The following is a 17,525-nucleotide window of genomic DNA, read 5'->3' on the forward strand; positions in this document are numbered from 1 at the left end:
CAGTTCAACATGTCAGATGGGCCGCGATCCGCGCCCATTCTTCGTCGAGATGCCGCGCCAGCATTGCGGCGTTGACGAGCGTCGCAAGCGGGCCGTTCTTGCCAGCGAGAACACGCTCGCGCACCGTCGTTTCCGGCCACCCCGCCCACTCTCCCGCCACGCTCCAGAGATTGTAGGCGAAGGCAGGTGCGACCTCGTCCCGGAAGATGGCTTCGCCCTCGGCCGCATCGAAGCCCTGCGCACGAATGACCTTGGCGATGTGCCGGTATGCGCGCTGATCGAGTTCGGTATCGAGAAATGCGTCCGAAAGCGCACACCAGACAGGCAGACGCCGCGCAATTTCCGCCTCGGAAAATCGCGCGGCGCGCACCTGCATCAATCTCCGGTCAAAATCCGCTCGACCAGCTCGCCCACGCTGGGGGTATAGCCGTTCGAGTAGAAAGGGTCGGTCTTGAAGTTGTAGGCCGCGTGGCCTGCGAAGGCGAGGTTGGTGTCCGGATCGCCATCATGCGCGATATCCTGCAGGGTCTTCTGGATGCAGAAGCTGCGCGGATCGGCGAGCCGCCCGGTGGTGTAATCGTCGTGATCCTTCCAGCTTGAAAAGCTGCAATGCGACAGGCAGCCCATGCAGTCCTGCTGGTCCTTGCGGATCGTGTCGCGCGCCTTGGGCGTAACGAAGACAATGCTGTTGTCGGGCGTCTTCAAAGGTTCGGTATGCCCAGCGCGCATCCACATGTCGGCGCGCGCCTTGTCCTCGGGCTTGACCCAGAAATTGCGCGCCTTGCCCTCTTCGCCCAGCTGCACCGCAGCCTCATCCTCGCCGCGCTTGAAGAACGGGATCTGGCGTTCCGAACGGTGCATCAGATCGTATAGGAACGGGGTCTTGACCGCGCTCGAATAGAAGCCGGTGGGCGAGAACTTGTGCAGCAGCACATCGCCCGGCTCGACAGTGCGCAGCATGTCCTTCCAGATCTGCGGGATCGGGCTTTCGCGGGTCAGCAGCGGCCGCGTGCCGAACTGGAAGGCGATGGTGCCAAGCTCGGAATTGTCGATCCAGTCGTTCCAGTCGCGCAGATACCACACGCCGCCTGCCATCACGATCGGCACGGTGTCGGCAATGCCCTCGGCGCGCATCACGTCGCGCAGCGCCTTGACCCGCGGATAGGGATCTTCGGGCTTGGTCGGGTCTTCGGCGTTCGACAGGCCATTGTGTCCGCCGGCGAGCCAGGGGTCTTCATAGACCACCGCCGCCATCAGATCGGGGACCTTGTGATAGCTGCGCTTCCACAGCGCGCGGAAGGCGCGGCCCGAACTGACGATGGGGAGATAGTGGACGTTGAAACGCGCCGCGATCTCGGCCAGCTTGTATGGCATCCCTGCCCCGCAGGTGACGCCCGTCACCATGCCGCGCGTATTTTCGAGCACGCCTTCGAGCACCGCCTGCGCGCCGCCCATTTCCCACAATACGTTGATATTGATCGCGCCGCGGCCATTGGCGATCTCGTGCGCCATCTTGACCTGCGTGGTGGCGCCATCGATCGCGTAGCGGATCAGTTCCTGATGCCGCTCCTCGCGCGTTTTGCCATGATAGACCTGCGGAATGGGGTTGCCATCAGCGTCGTAGCTGTCGGCGTTGACCGCGCTGACCGTTCCGATACCGCCTGCCGCGGCCCATGCACCCGAACTGGCGTGGTTGCTCGCTGAAACGCCCTTGCCGCCTTCGACCAGCGGCCAGACCTCACGCCCGCCGTATACGATCGGGCTCAATCCCTTGAACAATGAAAATCCCCTTATGCGCCGGTCAGCCCGGCGTCCGACTTGGTGTGTGTGACATAGTGTGACAGGGCGCGTCCCGCAACCTTGGCAAGCCGCGGCCTCAGGGCGCCTGACAGGCCTTTATGTTTTCAGGCGCGATCCGCTTGGGTCCGCGCTCGAACCTGGCGAAATAGCCCTTGATGTCGGGCCGTTCGAGATATTCGACCAGCACATAGCCGACCGCCTCGAACTCGCAGAACAGCATCGTGTGCGGCATGCCGTGACGCCCGATCGGGGTGTCGCTTTCGACTACCACGATCTGACCGCCCGAATTGAGCGCGGGCCACATGTTCCACAGGAAAGCGTAGGGCTCCGTCACTTCGTGATACATGTGAACCATGAAGATCCGGTCGAAACTGTCGGGCGGCAGTTGCGGATTGTCGGTGTCGCCGAATTTGAGCGAGATGTTCTCGAGCCGGTCCTTTTCCACCCGCCGCCCGAGCCGGTCGAGCGCCTCGCGGCTGATGTCCTGCGCAAGCACACGGCCATCGGCGCCCACGCGTTCGGCAAGGCGGACGGTGTAATAGCCCTCGCCCGCACCGATATCGGCGACTGTCATGCCAGGGCGGATATCGGCCAGATCCATCACGACCTTGGCCTCGCCGCGCTCGTCGCGGTCGTCCTCGTTCGAGAACTGGTTGGATACGACGCTCGCGATCGGCCGGTCCGGCGCGGGAAAGGCAAGTGCGGTTTCAGAGCGATCCGTCGCCGCCGGTGCCAACGCATCGCAGCCCGTCACGACACCCGAAATCAGCAAAGCGACAAACGGCAGGATCACGCGGCGCAGCATGGTGCGAGGCTTACTCCACGTCCTCGATTTCGACCTTTTCCCCCGTCACCCGCTGCGCGAGCGCGGCGGAAATGAAAGGATCGATCGCCCCGTCGAGCACCGCGTCGGGCGCAGTGGAAACGACGCCGGTGCGCAGGTCCTTGACCATCTGATAGGGCTGCAAGACGTAGGAACGGATCTGGTGCCCCCAGCCAATATCGCTCTTGGCGGAGTGTTCGGCTGATGCCGCTTCCTCGCGTGCCCGCATCTCCGCTTCGTAGAGACGTGCCTTGAGCATATTCATCGCGATTTCGCGGTTCTTGTGCTGGCTGCGATCCTGCTGGCTCGCCACCACGATGCCCGAAGGCTGGTGGGTGATGCGCACCGCGGAATCGGTGGTGTTGACGTGCTGCCCGCCCGCACCGGATGCGCGATAGGTGTCGATCTTGAGATCGGCGGGATTGATGTCGATCTCGAAACTGTCGTCGATCACTGGATAGACCCAAACGCTCGAGAACGAGGTGTGGCGGCGCGCCGAAGAATCATAGGGGCTGATGCGCACCAGGCGGTGAACGCCGCTTTCGGTCTTGGCATAGCCATAGGCGCCATCGCCCTTGATGAGCAGCGTCGCCGACTTGATCCCGGCCTGTTCGCCCGCCTGATACTCGACCGTCTCGACCTTGAAGCCGCGGCGCTCGGCCCAGCGGCCATACATGCGGAACAGCATTTCGGCCCAGTCCTGGCTTTCGGTGCCGCCTGCGCCAGCGTGAATTTCGAGATAGGTGTCGTTGCCGTCGGCCTCGCCCGAAAGCAGCGCCTGCACCTTGTCCGCATCCGCCCGGTCGGCGAGCGCGGCCAGCGTTGCCAGACCATCGTCGATAATCGAGTCCTCGCCCTCGGCCTCGCCCATTTCGACGAATTCGACCGCATCGGCCATTTCAGCCTCGATCTCGCGCACGGTGTTGACCGCGGTTTCAAGCGTCTTCTGCTCGCGGCTGATCGCCTGCGCCTGCTTGGGATTGTCCCACAGGTTCGGGTCCTGCACGCGTGCATTCAGCTCGTCGAGCCGGCGCAGCGCGCGGTCCCAGTCGAGCGATAGCCGCACCAGCGAGAGCGCCGCTTCGATCCGGTTGATATAGGCCTGGCCTTCGGCCCGCATGGGTAGTCCTTTTCGGGGTGATGAGTTCAAGGCCGATGCGCTTAACGCGGGCGGCGCGATTGTAAAGTCGTGCGCTACTTCGCGAGCGCGCGGACCGCCGCCAAAGTCTTGTCGACATGGCTGCGATAATCGGCGTCCGAGTGCACCGCAGCGATCCGCCCGTCCTGCGCAATCACATAGGACGTGCGCCGGGTCAGCCCGGACGGCCCGGCCACATCATAGGCGCGGCCGATCTGCGGCGAGGCGACACCGACGGGGAATGCATCGCGGCATTCCTTGCGGCTGAAATCCTTTAGCGTTTCGATATTGTCGGCAGACATGCCGATAACGCTCGCGCCAGCCGCTTTGAACTTGGGGATCGCGGCGGCGAAGGCGTTCGCTTCGAGCGTGCAGCCCGATGTGAAGGCCTTGGGGTAGAAATAGAGCACCACCGGCCCGCGCGCCAATGCCGCTTTCAGATTGAAGCCGAACGCCTTGCCCGCGAGCGCGGCACGCGTGGTGAAGGCGGGAGCGGCAGCGCCCTTCGGCAATTCGGCGGCCGCGCCGGTGGAAAGAAGGCCGGCTGAGACCAGCGCGGTCATCGAGGCTAGGAAGCGATGGGTCATAGGCCTTGCAACCCGCTACCCGGCCGACCGGTTCCGCGCATCCTCATTCGGCTGGCACCTCGTCCACGATCACCTCTTCCTTCGGCGTATCGACCACCGCGCGTTCGGCATTGCGCCGCCCGGCCCTGATCAACGCGAGGATCTCGTTGCGCTTGGCGGTGATCTCGTCCTGCCGGGTATAACGCTCGGGCTCGGTATCGGGCTTGAAGGCTTCCCAGATGATCGCCGATTTGGGATCGTCGGTCGGCCAGCCATCGAGCACGCGCTTGCCCGAACGCCGGTCGATCCGCACCATCCGGACGCCCGCCGGCGCAACCGCGGGAAGATCGGACCATTTGGCCTTGGTCTTTTCGATCAGGCTTTTGATGATCGGCGCGGAGATCGTGCCGCCATAGGCATAGCCGCCCATGTTGCGCGGCTGGTCGAAGCCGACATAGGCGCCTGCGATCATGCTCTGCGTGCCGCCGATGAACCACACGTCCTTCGGCCCGGTGGTCGTCCCGGTCTTGCCGAACAGCGGGAGATTGAGCGGATTGAGCACGGTCGCGGTGCCGCGGCTGACTGCGCCGCGCAGCATGTGCATGACCTGGAACGCGGTGCGCGCATCCATCGCCTGCGTGCCGCTCACACCGAGGCGGGGCATCGGCTTGCCGTCCCACCGCGGGGCATTGCACCCCCGGCACTCGCGCATGTCCGCGCGCCACAAGACCTTGCCGCGCCGGTCCTGCACATAATCGATAACCGTCGGTGGATTGAGGCGTCCGTGATTGGCGAGCGCCGAATAGGCCGCGACCATCTTCACCAAGGTCGTCTCGCCCGCCCCCAGCGCGGTCGAGGGATAGGCGGGGAACTTGCCGATCCCCAGCCTCTCGATCCCCTTGACGACATTGGGCATGCCCGCCGTCATGCCGATCTGCACGGTCATGATGTTCTGCGACTGTTCAAGGCCGTAGCGCATCGGATGCTGACCGCCGCTGCCCGTGCCGCGAATGCACTTTTCGCCGAGGTTGGCGCCTTGGTAGTAGCAGAAGCGGTTGTTATCGACCTGCGTCGACGGGGTCATCCCGCTATCGAGCCCGGCGGCATAGACGAAGGGCTTGATCGTCGATCCGGGCTGCCGCATCGCCTGCGTCGCGCGGTTGAAATCGGACAGGCGGTGATCGAACCCGCCCTGCATCGCCATGATCCGCCCGGTCTGCGCCTGTTCCACCACCAGCGCGCCCTGCGCTTCGGGGATCGTGCGCACGTTCCAGCGGTTGCCCGACGGGCTGGCCGCGATCACGTCGCCGGCCTTGAGGCCATTGGGAAGCCCGCCCAGCGCCGCCTCGGTCCCGTCCGAAAACCCGATCCGCGCATTCTGGCCCGAGCGGCTGGTGACGACCCCGACGCGCCAGTCCTTGTAACTGATGCCCAGCGGCGAGGATTGCAGCTGGCTGGCCCAATTGCCGTCGCTCACGTCGATCGTGGCAATCGGCCCCGCCCACGCGCGCCCGCCGTGATAGCGCAGCAATCCTTCGCGCAAGGCATCGCGCGCGGCGATCTGCATTTCGGGGTCGAGGCTGGTGCGCACCCACAAACCGCCGGCATAAACCGACGTCGGCCCGTCCTCAGCGTTCTCGCCGAACCGCTCGATCAACTGGCGACGCACTTCCTCGAGGAAATAGCCCGCATCGACCGAGCGTTCGCGGCGCTGCGTGACCAGACCCAGCGGCATCGCCGCGGCGGCGCTGCGTTCGGCCGCGGTGATGAACCCGTTGGCTTCCATCTGGCCGAGCACGAAATTGCGCCGTTCGATCGCTGCGGCTTCCTGACCCTTGCGTCCGTAACGTTCGGGAGCTTTGGGCAGGATCGCAAGGAACGCCATCTCGTGCAGCGCCAGCTTGTCGACGTCCTTGTCGAAATAGGCGCGCGCGGCCGCCTGCACGCCGAACGAACGACGGCCAAGGGGGATTTCGTTGAGGTAGAGTTCGAGAATTTCCTGCTTGGTCAGCACCTGCTCGATGCGGCCCGCGAGCACCATTTCCTTGAGCTTGCGCGTGACCGAATATTCGTCGCTCAAAAGGAGGTTCTTGGCGACCTGCTGGGTGATGGTCGAACCGCCCACCGCGCGCTCGCCCGTCCCGGCCTTGCGGGCGTAATCGAACACCGCATTCGCCGTGCCGAAGAAATCGACTCCGCCATGGCTGAAAAAGGTCTTGTCCTCAGCCGACAGATAGGATTCGATCAGTTTCTGCGGAAAGTCGGCATATTGGAGCTGCACCCGCCGCTCGCGCGCATAGGTGTGGATGATCTCGCCATCGGCTCCGCGCACCACCGTGGGGAGCGGCGTTTCGTAGGTGAGCAATGCTTCCGCTTCGGGCAGATCGCTCGCCAGCCAGACGAACACCGCGATCCACAAGAGCACGACAAGCCCGAAGCCGATTGCCGCCAGCTTGAAGAGGCGGCTGGTGCGCCACCGATCGCCGAACCACACGGCCGCCCCGCGCACGTCGCGGTTGAGGCGGTAACGCAGGTAAGCCCATGTCGAGGGGGCGGCGGGATCGCCCGCAATCTGAGGGCCGGAGGATGGGACTGGGTCGTTCATCGCGGCGCGGCAACTAGCACGCGGGGCTTGCCCAAGGCTAGCGGCATTGCAACGCTATTCCCCACCCGCAGCCCGGGCGCTGCGGCGCGCGAAATAAACCCGGATCGCGCGCGCCAGGACATCGGCATAGGCTGCGCGCCCTGCCGCCGTGGTCAGCCGCGCGCGGTCGGAACGATTGGTGACGAACCCGCTTTCGAACAGCACCGAGGGCACATCGGGCGCGCGCAGCACCGCGAGCGCGGCGGCACGGCTGGGCTGCGGCACGAAGTCGAGCGTGCCTTGCCCTTCGCGCAGCACAAGGCCCGCGAACGCCAGCGCATCTTCCTGCGTGCGCTGCTGCGACAATTCGACGAGGATCGCGCTGACATTCTCGCTCGTGCCGGCGATCGTGACCCCGTTGAGCCGGTCGGCATCGTTTTCGCGCGCGGCAAACCGCGCGGCAGCCTCGCTCGATGCCGCGTTCGACAGCGTGTAAATGCTTGCGCCGCTGATCGCGTCGTTCTGTTCGCCGGCGGAATCGGCATGGATCGAAACGAACAGATCGGCATCGAGGCGGCGCGCGATCTCGGGGCGATAGGGCAGAGGCAGAATCCGGTCGTCGGCGCGGGTCAGCGCGACCCGCACCCCGCCTTGCGCCAGCAATGCATCGCGCAGCGCCAGCGCCAGCGCGAGCGTGATCGCCTTTTCCTCGAACCGCCTGCCATCGGGATCGGTTCCGATCGCACCGGGATCGCGCCCGCCATGCCCGGCGTCGATCACTACCAGCGGGCGGGAGGGATCGTCAGGCCCGGCAACCGGCGGCAGATCGAGCGGCGGAACTGGCGGTTCGCCAAGGGAAAACCGCTGCACATAATCGCGTCCCCAGGTGGGGACCGGGATCGTCACCCCCACCGCCTTGGCACCGCCAAGCAGCGCTGCCGGTAGCAGCAGAACCAACAAAAGAAGCGTGCGGTAACTCATTGCCGTTCGTGGCTTACGTTCTAGCGTAAGCGAAACGCAATAGAGTTGCGGGTCTTGCCCCACAGTGCTAGCGGTGGTGGCAGAGGGGCCGGAACCGGATGCGCGATGCATCGGCTGCCCGCCTCTCGTCCGGGGACATATCCAATCCAGACCCCGGCAAACACAGGTTGATGCAGTGACAGATCGCTTTTCCCCGACAACCAGCATCACGCGCCCGGCGCGCCGATGCGGCGTTGGGGCAAAAGGCGCGGCAACTGGCCGCACGCTCGCCATTGCAGACACGCGCTTCGCGCTGAGCGATGCCGGCCTTACCGCCGCCGTCGCTCGCACCGCGATTTTCCTTTCCGGCACGACCGCTTGTCTTGCCGGTTCCCCACAATATTCGCGCCCCCTTCGTCCGCTTCTGCGGCGCTGGCAGGGCGCATGGAGACCAATCAATGGCAACGCGCATGCTTATCGATGCGCGCCACCCGGAAGAAACACGGGTGGCGGTACTGCAGGGCAACCGGATTGAGGAGTTCGACTTTGAATCTGCCGAACACAAGCAGATCAAGGGCAATATCTACCTCGCCAAGGTAACCCGCGTCGAACCTTCGCTGCAGGCGGCTTTCGTCGACTTCGGCGGCAATCGTCACGGCTTCCTCGCTTTCAGCGAAATCCACCCCGACTATTACCAGATCCCCAAGGCTGACCGCGACGCGCTGTTGGCTGAAGAAGCCGAAGCCGCCGAAGAAGAAGAGCGTCTGCGCGCCGAAGAAGAGGCCGATGGCATATCGCCGGGCGCCGAATACGACGCCGAGGACGAAAGCGGCGACGCGCTTGCAGAAGATTTCGCCGAAAACGGCGTCGAGGAAGTCGATACCTCGGACAAGGACGATGTCGCCACGATCGAAGGCGGCGCTTCGGACGACGACGGCAGCGATCAGGATGCCGGCGACAGCGAAGAGAGCAGCGAGCACGCAGGCGAAGAAGGTGACAACGGCGAGGAACGCCGCGGGCGTGGCCGTGGCCGCCGCCGTCAGGGCAAGGGCGATCGCGGCGGCGACAAGGGCGGCAATGACAAGGGTGGCCGCAGCCGCGCCAAGCAGGTCGACGAAGTGCGCGCCAAGCGCATGGCGCTGCGTCGCCGCTACAAGATCCAGGACGTTATCCAGCGCCGCCAGGTGCTGCTCGTCCAGGTCGTCAAGGAAGAACGCGGCAACAAGGGCGCGGCGCTGACCACCTATCTCAGCCTTGCTGGGCGCTACACCGTGCTGATGCCCAACTCGTCGCACGGCGGCGGGATCAGCCGCAAGATCAGCTCGACCAGCGATCGCAAGCGGTTGAAGGACATGGTTTCGGACCTGAAGCTGCCCAAGAGCATGGGTCTGATCGTCCGCACCGCGGGCATGAGCCGCACCAAGCCCGAGATCAAGCGCGACTTCGATTACCTCGCGCGCGTCTGGGATGAAATCCGCGAAAAGACGCTCGCCTCGGTTGCGCCGGCGCTGATCCATTCGGACAGCGACCTGATCAAGCGCGCGATCCGCGACATCTACAACAAGGAAATCGAGGAAGTCGTCGTCGAGGGCGAGGACGGCTACAAGTCGGCCAAGGCCTTCATGAAGCTCCTCATGCCCAGCCATGCACGCCGGGTGAAGGCCTATTCGGACCCCGTGCCCCTGTTCCAGCGCTATGGCGCGGAAGACCAGCTGCGCGCGATGTATGATCCGATGGTGCAGCTGAAAAGCGGCGGCTATCTGATCATCAACCCGACCGAGGCATTGGTGTCGATCGACATCAACTCAGGGAGGTCGACCAAGGAACACGGGATCGAGGCGACCGCGCTTCACACCAATCTCGAAGCCGCGCGCGAAATCGCCCGCCAGTTGCGCCTGCGCGACATGGCCGGCCTTGTCGTGATCGACTTCATCGACATGGAATATTCGGGCAACATCCGTAAGGTCGAAAAGGCCATGAAGGATGCGCTCAAGAACGATCGCGCGCGCATCCAGGTCGGCCGCATTTCCAGCTTCGGGCTGATGGAAATGAGCCGTCAGCGCCTGCGCACCGGCGTGCTCGAAGCGACCACCCGGCCCTGCCCGCATTGCGATGGCACGGGTCTCGTGCGCACGGCTTCGTCGGCAGGGCTTTCGGCGCTCCGTCTGATCGAGGACGAGGCTGCACGCGGCAAGGGCACGCAGATCCGTCTGGCCGCCAGCACCGAAGCGGCGATCTACCTCCTCAACGAAAAGCGCGCCGATCTGGTCGAAATCGAGCATCGCTACGGCGTCACTGTCGAAGTCATCCCCGAGGGCGAGGACGAAGGCGCCAAGATGATGGTGTCGAGCTCGGGCCCGCGCCCGGTCCACGCCCCCAAGTTCGAGCCGATCGTCGACGATGAAGACGATGATCTTCCCGAGGAGGAGGACGATTTCGCCGAGGACGAGGGCGAGGAGCCCGAAGCCCGTCAGCCGCGCCGCGAACGCGGCGAACAGGGTGACAACGGCGACGACAACGGGCGCAAGAAGAAGCGCCGCCGCCGGCGTGGTGGCCGTGGGCGCACCCGCGATCGTGAAGAAGGCGACGAGGGCGAGGCGCGCAGCGACTCCGACGAGCGCGAGGATGAAGCGGCCAGCGAAGCGGGCGCTGAAGGCGCCGGCGAGGCAGGCGAAACCGAAGCATCCGAAGATGGCGAAAGCCGTCCCAAGAAGCGTCGCCGCCGCGGTGGCCGCGGCCGCAAGCGCCGCGATGGCGACGAGCAGGGCGTTGATGGCGAGGCCGTAACCGGCGAGCAGTCGGACGACGTAAGCGAGCCTCAGGCCGAAGCCCCGGCAGACAGCGATGCTGGCGAGGCGGAAGCCGCAGCCGATGCGGCGAGCGAAACCGTCGCCGCAGCCGATCCGGCACCCACTGCCGAAGCGCCGGCCGAAAAGCCCAAGCGGGTGCGTGCGCCGCGCAAGAAGAAGGTCGTCGAAGCCGATCCGGCCGAGCCTGCCGCCGACACAGCCGCGCCCGAGGCCGCACCCGCTGAAGCCGAGGCCGCTCCGGCCGAAAAGCCCAAGCGCAAGCGCGCCCCGCGCAAGGCCAAGGCGGCTGCGGCCGACCCGGTCGAGAGCCTTTCGCAGCAGGTGGCCGAGGACATGGCGGTGATCGCGGGTCCCGATGACGCTCCGCAGACCGCCGAAGCGATGGCCGCCGAGAGCGCACCGGATGAGGCCGCCGCCGCATCCGAAGCGGGCGGCGATGCCGAAGCCAAGCCGCGCCGCGGTTGGTGGCAGCGCACGTTCGGCGAATAGGCCGGGCGCACAGCCAGGAAATCGAGGGGCGGGAAGGAGCGATCCTTTCCGCCCCTTTTTCAGGTGATCGGCGCGGAACCCCCTCATCCGGCCTTGCGCGCCACGCCCCATTCCATCCACCCGGCAAACTGCGGGGCCTTGGGGGTATAGCCCTCCCCCAACGGCGCAACCGCAAAGCCGGCATCCGCAAACGCGGCGCCGATCGGCCGCGTCAGGTGGCACCCGCCTGCAAGCCGTTTCCACAAGGGCTCGATCCGCCGCTGCCATCGCCGCACCCCGGTATCAGGCGCGCGGCCATGTTCGAGAAACAGCACCGCACCCCCGGGGCGCAAAATGCGCCGCAACTCGCGCATCACCTGCGGCGGGTCCTCCACCGAACACAGCGTGAAGGTGCACACCGCAAAGTCGAAACTGGCATCGGCAAAGGGGATCGCCTCGCCCCGCCCTTGCCTCAGATCCGCTGCCCAGCCCTTTTCCCGGGCGGCGATCCGCGCGCTGTCAAGCAGTCCTTTGTGCGGGTCGATCCCGGCGTAGGAGGTGATCGCAAGCGGATCGTAGAGCGCGTGGTTGATCCCGCCCCCGCAGCCAAGCTCGAACACGTCGCCGCGCGCAAGCGGCACCACCGCCGCGCGGCGCTTCATCACCTGGCCCTGACTGCACGCGCAAGTGATCAAGCGCGGCATCACCTTCGCTTCGTACCAGTCTGACAAACCCATCGCGCACGTCCCCTCTTTCGCGTCAGGACAAAGCGTGCCACCTTATCGCCCGGTTGCCAAATCGGCTTTCTGGGAGGGATGCCAGTCATGACCACGACCCACACCAATGCGCCCGCCGCGCAGCCCCGCTTCCGGCTTCATCCAAAGTTGTGGATCGGCGCGGCGATGCTTCTTGCTTTCCCCGCACTGGGCACCGCGATGAGCGCCGAGGTCAATTGGGGTGCAGAGGATTTCGCCGCGATGGCGCTGATGCTCGGCCTGCTGTGCGCCGCGATCGAGGCGGCGCTGCATTTTCTTGCCACGCCCATGTGGCGGATCGCGGGCATCGGGCTTGGCGTGTTGATGTTCCTGACGCTGTGGGCGCACCTTGCAGTGGGTGTCTTCAACTAGGCGGGAACCTCTTCCCCGCGAAAATCGAACACGCGGCCCGATTGCGCAGGCGTCAACCGCGACAGCACACCGATCAGGTTTTGCGCAGCATCCTGCGGGCGGGTAAGTTGCCCCTCCGCCAGCCCCGACTGGAACGGCACGGACAGCGCCGAGTCCACCGTGCCCGGATGCAGGCCCACGATCACGCTGCCCGGATGCGTGCGCGCCATTTCGAGCGCGAAATTGCGCAGCAGCATGTTGAGCGCGGCCTTGCTCGCGCGGTAGGAATGCCACCCGCCAAGCCGATTGTCGCTGATCGATCCCACCCGCGCAGATAAAGCAGCTAAGGTGAAGGCCCGCCCGCGCGGCATAATCCCCAGCATGTGCTTGGCGATCAGTGCGGGGCCGATCGTGTTGAGCGCGAAAACCTCGGCCATGCTGGCCGGATCGAGCCGCCGGTAAGTGCGTTCAGGCCCCGTGCCGTCCGCCAGCGTCAGCACCCCGGTCGCCGCGATCACCCATTCGGGCGGATCGGCGCGCATCATCTCGGCGGCAGCAGCGATGCTCGATTCGTCGCAAAGATCGAAGGCAAAGCCGCGTATCTGCTCGCCTTCGAAGGCTATGCCGCTGCGCGATCCGGCGTAGATCGTCTCGCATCCGCTGCGCGCAAAGGCATCGCACAGCGCCTGCCCGATCCCGCCGCTCGCGCCAAATACGCAGACCTTGCGGGGAATGCCGATTGCGCCCTGTCCTACATCATCCATCGCATCTAAATGGTCCCGATGATGCAGCGGTTCCCGATCTTTTCTGCTCCTTGTCCGGCGCCTTTTGCCGTGGGGGGTTTTTCTGCTTCTGGACAGTGTCTCATGTGTCTCCAACACGCAGGCTGCTGAATGGCGCTCAACCCTTGTGCGAAACCCTGCAACATTCGACAGTCACCGCCCGCTTGCGCGCGCGCGCGATGCCGCTAGATAGAGCGCAACACGCAACCGGGATCACGTAATGGCGACCTTCACTCTCCCCAAGAATTCCAAGATCAATGCCGCAGGCAAGGTCCACAAGGCGGACAGCGGCCGGGTGAAGGCGTTCAAGATCTACCGCTACGATCCCGACAGCGGCCAGAACCCGCGTTACGACAAGTTCGAAATCGATCTCGACCAGTGCGGTCCGATGGTGCTCGACGCGCTGTTCAAGATCAAGAACGAGGTCGATCCCACGCTGACCTTCCGCCGTTCGTGCCGCGAAGGCATTTGCGGTTCGTGCTCGATGAACATCAACGGCAAGAACGGCCTTGCCTGCACCACCGCGATCGAGGATCTGAAGGGCGAGATCCGCATCACCCCGCTGCCGCACATGGACGTGATCAAGGACCTCGTTCCCGATTTCACGCATTTCTACGCGCAATACGCCAGCATCCGCCCGTGGCTGCAAACCGTGTCGCCCACGCCCTCTGGCAAGGAGCGGCTGCAATCGCCCGAACAGCGCGAGAAGCTTGACGGGCTTTACGAGTGCATCCTGTGCGCCTGCTGCTCGACTTCGTGCCCGTCCTACTGGTGGAACTCGGACAAGTTCCTTGGCCCGGCGATCCTGCTTCAGGCCTACCGCTGGCTCGCCGACAGCCGCGACGAGATGACCGGTGAGCGTCTGGACGATCTGGAAGACCCCTTCCGCCTCTACCGCTGCCATACCATCATGAACTGCGCGAATGTGTGCCCCAAGGGGTTGAGCCCTGCCAAGGCGATTGCCGAGACCAAGAAGATGATGGCCGAACGGGCCATCTGATCCGGTGAGCTTCAAGGACGAGGTTTTCGAACACGGGCCATGCCCCGACAACCCCGGCTGGAACCGCTGGGATCTCAAGGACCAAACGCTGTTCAATGGCGCGGTGATGGGCAAGCTCATCACCCGCGTCGATGAGGACGGCAAGGCCCGCCTGCGGATGTTTCCCGAGCGGCGGCACTGCAACCTGCAAGGCATCATCCACGGCGCGATCACGCTGTCGCTGATCGATATCGCGCTGTTCGTGACGATGCACCGGATCGGCACGGGCAACGCCGGGCCTTCGGTGACGCTGGAGCTGTCGAGCCAGTTCGTCGGCGGCGGCGATCCTGCGCGGCCGCTCGATGCCGTCACCGAGATTGTGCGCGAAACCGGCAAACTGGTGTTCGTGCGCGGCCTCGTGGTGCAGGACGACGACGTGGTCGCCAGCTTCTCGGGCATCGTGCGCAAGATGCAGGCCCGCGGCTGAATCAATGCCCGGACTGATCGCCCGCTACGATGCGCTGATCGCGAGCGGCCAATTGCGCGCCGACCCCGACCAGCGCGCCGCTGCCGAGCGGTTGGCGCGGTTGCAGGATGAACTGGAAGTACCGCCGCCCAAGCGCGGGCTGTTTGCCCGGCTGACGGGCAGCCGCGATCCCGCTCAGCCCCCGCGCGGGGTCTATCTGTGGGGCGGCGTCGGGCGCGGCAAGTCGATGCTGATGGACCTGTTCGTCGAAACGCTGGCCATCCCCGGCAAGCGCCGCGTCCATTTTCACGCGTTCATGCTCGAACTCGACCGGCTGATCACCGCAGCGCGCAAGTCGGAGCAAAGCGACCCGCTGATCAGCGTTGCCGAAGCGATGGCGCGCGACGTACGCTGTCTCGCCTTTGACGAGATGGTCGTCACCAACACCGCCGATGCAGCGATCATGGGGCGATTCTTTACCGCGCTGATGGACGCCGGCACGGTGATCGTCACCACCTCCAACCGTCCTCCGCGCGATCTTTACAAGGATGGATTGAACCGCGGGCTGTTCCTGCCCTTCATCGACCTCGTCGAGGCGCAGATGGACGTGCTCAGCCTCAACGGGCCGGTGGACTATCGCCGCGACCGGATCGGCGGGCTGGCAATGTGGCACGCGCCGCTTGGCGATGCCGCAACCGCGCAGGTGCGCGAGGCTTTCTTCCGGCTTACCGATTTCGCCCCCGAGGACGCGGCAAATGTGCCTTCGGGCGAGCTCGATCTGGGCGGCGGACGGACGCTGCACGTGCCCAAGTGCCTTAAGGGCGTGGGCGTGTTCAGCTTCAGGAAGCTGTGCGGCGAAAATCGCGGCGCTGCGGACTACCTCGCGATCGCGCGCGCGTTTCACACGGTCATCCTTGTCGGCATTCCGAAAATGGGTCCGGAAAACCGCAATGAAGCGCTGCGGTTCATCAAGCTGATCGACGCGTTATACGAGCACCGCGTCAAGCTGTTCGTCACCGCCGCCGCCGCGCCCGAGGCATTGTATCAGGCAGGCGACGGCGCGTTCGAGTTCGAGCGCACGGTCAGCCGCCTTAACGAAATGCAGAGCGAGGAATACCTCGCGCTCGGCCACGGAACCGAGGATTAGTCTCTGGCACCCAGCGCTTTCAGCGACTTCTCCAGCATCAGCAGCTGCCACAGGCTGCGCGAATGATCGGCGCGCCCTGCGATATGCGCCTCGGCCAGCGTGGCAATCGCTGCGGGCTTAAAGAACCCGGTCTCGGCCAGAGTGCCCGCGGCAATCCCCCGCGCCGCGCCTGAAAGCGGGCCACGAAGCCATTCGGCGATCGGGGTGACGAAACCCTGCTTGGGCCGATAGAGGATATCGCTCGGCAGATAGCGTTCGAGCGATTTCTTGAGGAGATATTTGCCCGTGCCCCCACGCACCCGCATCGCCTCGGGCAGCCGCGCGGCAAACTCGACCAGGCGATGGTCGAGCAGCGGCTCGCGCGCTTCGAGGCTCACTGCCATGCTGGTGCGGTCGACCTTGGTCAGGATGTCGCCGGGCATCCAGAACGTGAGATCCGCATATTGCGCCCGGTCGAGCCCCGAGCGCCCCGGGGCTGAACGCATCAGCGCGATCAGCTCGTCCTCGGCACGAAAGCCTGCAAGGCTGGCGGCAAAGCTGTCGGAATAGAGCGCACGGCGCGCCCCCGGCAGCGTTACCGAGAGGCCGCGGGCATAGCCTTCCTCCCCGCTCTCGGCGAGCGCGAGGAGCGTCGACTTGGCGCGCAAGGGTCGCGGCGCCCAGTCGGCCTTGGGCCATGCGCGGCCCAATGCTCCGAACAGCGGTGTGCGAAGTCCCGCAGGCAGCACGGACCGCGCGCGTTCCTCGTGATGATGGAACACCTGCCGCCGGTATCCGCCGAAAGCCTCGTCCGCCCCGTCGCCTGAAAGCGCCACCGTCACCCGCTCGCGCGCCAGCTGGCACACACGCCAGGTCGGCAGCGCGGAGGCATCGGCAAAGGGCTCGTCGAACATCCCCGCCAGGGCGTCGATCGCACTGAAATCATCGGTCGCGACGATCCGCTCCTGATGATCGGCGCCGAATTTTGCGGCGACCTGACGGGCATAGGACGTCTCGTCATAGGCGGCGACATCGAAGCCGATCGAGCAGGTCTGCACCGGCGATGGACTGGCTTCGGCCATCAGCGCGACAACGCCCGAACTGTCGACCCCGCCCGACAGGAACGCCCCCAAGGGCACATCGGCGACCATCCGCGACCGCACTGCATTGCGCAGCAGTTCGGCGAGTTCCTGCGACAGGTCGGCTTCGCTGCCGCGCGCGCGCGCGCTGAAATCGATGTCCCACCACCGCTGCGGGCGGCCCGGCGCCTTGCCCTGCTCCAGCAGCCAGAAGTGTCCGGCGGGCAGCTTTTCGACCCCGGCAAGAATTGCATGGCTGTCGGGCACATAGCCCCAGGCCATGTATGCCTCGATCGCCTGCGGGTTGATCCGGCGGCGCATCAGGGGGTGGGCAAGCACGCCCTTCAACTCCGAAGCGAAGGCGATGCTGCCATCGGACAGATGCGCGATGAACAACGGCTTCACCCCGAACCGGTCACGCGCGAGAAACAGGTGGCGCGCGGCAAGATCATAGATCGCAAAGGCGAACATCCCGTCGAGACGCGACAGGCAGTCAGGCCCCCATCTGGCCCAGGCGGCGAGGATCACTTCGGTATCGCCATTGGTGCGGAACACGAACCCCGCGCCTTCCAGCTCGCGGCGCAGTTCGCGGAAATTGTAGATCTCGCCATTGAAGATGATCACCGCGCGCCCGTCGCTTGCATGCATCGGCTGCGGCGAACCGGCGACATCGATGATCGACAGCCGGCGGTGGCCAAGGCCCACCCCGTGATCGGTCCAGACCCCCGCCCCGTCAGGCCCGCGGTGCGCGAGCGCATCGCACATTCGCGCCACCCGCGCCGGGTCGACCGGCTTGGGGGTTTCGGCGTGGAAGATTCCGGCGATTCCGCACATGTTC

The 17,525-nt window shown here is 65.3% G+C and carries 15 protein-coding genes; 5 read left to right on the forward strand and 10 right to left on the reverse strand.

What is annotated here, in order from left to right; all coding sequences use genetic code 11:
* Positions 1–4: 4 nt before the first annotated feature.
* The 7 genes from A9D12_RS12705 to A9D12_RS12735 form a co-directional block, all read right to left on the reverse strand.
* Complete coding sequence (locus A9D12_RS12705; protein ID WP_068352405.1) at positions 5–376, reverse strand: DUF7079 family protein; 372 nt, start codon at positions 374–376, stop codon at positions 5–7.
* A complete protein-coding gene (locus A9D12_RS12710) occupies positions 376–1,779 on the reverse strand; it encodes an NAD(P)H-dependent flavin oxidoreductase (protein ID WP_068352407.1) in 1,404 nt (467 codons plus the stop codon). The genes A9D12_RS12705 and A9D12_RS12710 overlap by 1 nt, the downstream gene beginning before the upstream one ends.
* A gap of 97 nt (positions 1,780–1,876) precedes the next feature.
* Positions 1,877–2,605: a class I SAM-dependent methyltransferase gene (locus A9D12_RS12715; RefSeq protein WP_068352409.1), complete on the reverse strand. Its 729-nt coding sequence runs from the start codon at positions 2,603–2,605 to the stop codon at positions 1,877–1,879.
* 10 nt (positions 2,606–2,615) lie between these two features.
* A complete protein-coding gene (gene prfB, locus A9D12_RS12720) occupies positions 2,616–3,743 on the reverse strand; it encodes a peptide chain release factor 2 (RefSeq protein ID WP_068352415.1) in 1,128 nt (375 codons plus the stop codon).
* 74 nt (positions 3,744–3,817) lie between these two features.
* The gene (locus tag A9D12_RS12725) at positions 3,818–4,324 is read right to left on the reverse strand and encodes a peroxiredoxin (protein ID WP_231889628.1); all 507 of its coding nucleotides are present in this window, start codon (positions 4,322–4,324) and stop codon (positions 3,818–3,820) included.
* 67 nt (positions 4,325–4,391) lie between these two features.
* The gene (locus tag A9D12_RS12730) at positions 4,392–6,932 is read right to left on the reverse strand and encodes a penicillin-binding protein 1A (protein ID WP_068352417.1); all 2,541 of its coding nucleotides are present in this window, start codon (positions 6,930–6,932) and stop codon (positions 4,392–4,394) included.
* 54 nt (positions 6,933–6,986) lie between these two features.
* On the reverse strand, positions 6,987–7,892 hold the full coding sequence (locus A9D12_RS12735; RefSeq protein WP_068352419.1) for an N-acetylmuramoyl-L-alanine amidase family protein: 906 nt from the start codon (positions 7,890–7,892) through the stop codon (positions 6,987–6,989).
* A gap of 437 nt (positions 7,893–8,329) precedes the next feature.
* Between A9D12_RS12735 and A9D12_RS12740 the strand changes: the two genes are divergently transcribed.
* The gene (locus tag A9D12_RS12740) at positions 8,330–11,170 is read left to right on the forward strand and encodes an Rne/Rng family ribonuclease (RefSeq protein WP_068352421.1); all 2,841 of its coding nucleotides are present in this window, start codon (positions 8,330–8,332) and stop codon (positions 11,168–11,170) included.
* Positions 11,171–11,253: 83 nt separating this feature from the next.
* On the opposite strand, the gene A9D12_RS12745 is transcribed toward A9D12_RS12740, so the two are convergent.
* Positions 11,254–11,886, reverse strand: a complete 633-nt coding sequence (locus tag A9D12_RS12745) for a class I SAM-dependent methyltransferase (protein WP_068352424.1) — start codon at positions 11,884–11,886, stop codon at positions 11,254–11,256.
* A gap of 87 nt (positions 11,887–11,973) precedes the next feature.
* Between A9D12_RS12745 and A9D12_RS12750 the strand changes: the two genes are divergently transcribed.
* Complete coding sequence (locus A9D12_RS12750) at positions 11,974–12,276, forward strand: hypothetical protein (RefSeq protein ID WP_082925558.1); 303 nt, start codon at positions 11,974–11,976, stop codon at positions 12,274–12,276.
* On the opposite strand, the gene A9D12_RS12755 is transcribed toward A9D12_RS12750, so the two are convergent.
* The gene (locus tag A9D12_RS12755) at positions 12,273–13,019 is read right to left on the reverse strand and encodes an SDR family NAD(P)-dependent oxidoreductase (protein ID WP_068352425.1); all 747 of its coding nucleotides are present in this window, start codon (positions 13,017–13,019) and stop codon (positions 12,273–12,275) included. The two genes, A9D12_RS12750 and A9D12_RS12755, sit on opposite strands and share 4 nt — an antisense overlap.
* 238 nt (positions 13,020–13,257) lie before the next feature.
* Between A9D12_RS12755 and A9D12_RS12760 the strand changes: the two genes are divergently transcribed.
* From A9D12_RS12760 to zapE, 3 genes are read left to right on the forward strand one after another with little or no spacing between them, the layout of a single operon-like run.
* Positions 13,258–14,037: a succinate dehydrogenase iron-sulfur subunit gene (locus A9D12_RS12760; RefSeq protein ID WP_068352434.1), complete on the forward strand. Its 780-nt coding sequence runs from the start codon at positions 13,258–13,260 to the stop codon at positions 14,035–14,037.
* A 4-nt stretch (positions 14,038–14,041) separates the two neighbouring features.
* Positions 14,042–14,503: a PaaI family thioesterase gene (locus A9D12_RS12765; protein WP_068352435.1), complete on the forward strand. Its 462-nt coding sequence runs from the start codon at positions 14,042–14,044 to the stop codon at positions 14,501–14,503.
* Between the two features lie 4 nt (positions 14,504–14,507).
* Positions 14,508–15,629 carry a cell division protein ZapE gene (gene zapE, locus A9D12_RS12770; RefSeq protein ID WP_068352437.1) on the forward strand — a complete coding sequence of 374 codons (1,122 nt, stop codon included), beginning with the start codon at positions 14,508–14,510 and terminating at the stop codon, positions 15,627–15,629.
* On the opposite strand, the gene A9D12_RS12775 is transcribed toward zapE, so the two are convergent.
* On the reverse strand, positions 15,626–17,521 hold the full coding sequence (locus A9D12_RS12775; protein WP_068352439.1) for an XrtA/PEP-CTERM system amidotransferase: 1,896 nt from the start codon (positions 17,519–17,521) through the stop codon (positions 15,626–15,628). The genes zapE and A9D12_RS12775 overlap by 4 nt on opposite strands.
* Positions 17,522–17,525 lie beyond the last annotated feature (4 nt).

It is taken from the genome of Erythrobacter neustonensis, assembly GCF_001663175.1.
Taxonomy (GTDB): Bacteria; Pseudomonadota; Alphaproteobacteria; order Sphingomonadales; family Sphingomonadaceae; genus Erythrobacter; species Erythrobacter neustonensis.

Bases quoted from the DNA above. Each gene is read 5' to 3' on its own strand.
- A9D12_RS12750 (WP_082925558.1), top strand. From the start codon at position 11,974: ATGACCACGACCCACACCAATGCGCCCGCCGCGCAGCCCCGCTTCCGG.
- A9D12_RS12715 (WP_068352409.1), bottom strand. From the start codon at position 2,605: ATGCTGCGCCGCGTGATCCTGCCGTTTGTCGCTTTGCTGATTTCGGGT.
- A9D12_RS12740 (WP_068352421.1), top strand. From the start codon at position 8,330: ATGGCAACGCGCATGCTTATCGATGCGCGCCACCCGGAAGAAACACGG.
- A9D12_RS12705 (WP_068352405.1), bottom strand. From the start codon at position 376: ATGCAGGTGCGCGCCGCGCGATTTTCCGAGGCGGAAATTGCGCGGCGT.
- A9D12_RS12745 (WP_068352424.1), bottom strand. From the start codon at position 11,886: ATGGGTTTGTCAGACTGGTACGAAGCGAAGGTGATGCCGCGCTTGATC.
- A9D12_RS12725 (WP_231889628.1), bottom strand. From the start codon at position 4,324: ATGACCGCGCTGGTCTCAGCCGGCCTTCTTTCCACCGGCGCGGCCGCC.
- zapE (WP_068352437.1), top strand. From the start codon at position 14,508: ATGCCCGGACTGATCGCCCGCTACGATGCGCTGATCGCGAGCGGCCAA.
- A9D12_RS12775 (WP_068352439.1), bottom strand. From the start codon at position 17,521: ATGTGCGGAATCGCCGGAATCTTCCACGCCGAAACCCCCAAGCCGGTC.
- A9D12_RS12755 (WP_068352425.1), bottom strand. From the start codon at position 13,019: ATGGATGATGTAGGACAGGGCGCAATCGGCATTCCCCGCAAGGTCTGC.
- A9D12_RS12760 (WP_068352434.1), top strand. From the start codon at position 13,258: ATGGCGACCTTCACTCTCCCCAAGAATTCCAAGATCAATGCCGCAGGC.
- A9D12_RS12730 (WP_068352417.1), bottom strand. From the start codon at position 6,932: ATGAACGACCCAGTCCCATCCTCCGGCCCTCAGATTGCGGGCGATCCC.
- A9D12_RS12735 (WP_068352419.1), bottom strand. From the start codon at position 7,892: ATGAGTTACCGCACGCTTCTTTTGTTGGTTCTGCTGCTACCGGCAGCG.
- prfB (WP_068352415.1), bottom strand. From the start codon at position 3,743: ATGCGGGCCGAAGGCCAGGCCTATATCAACCGGATCGAAGCGGCGCTC.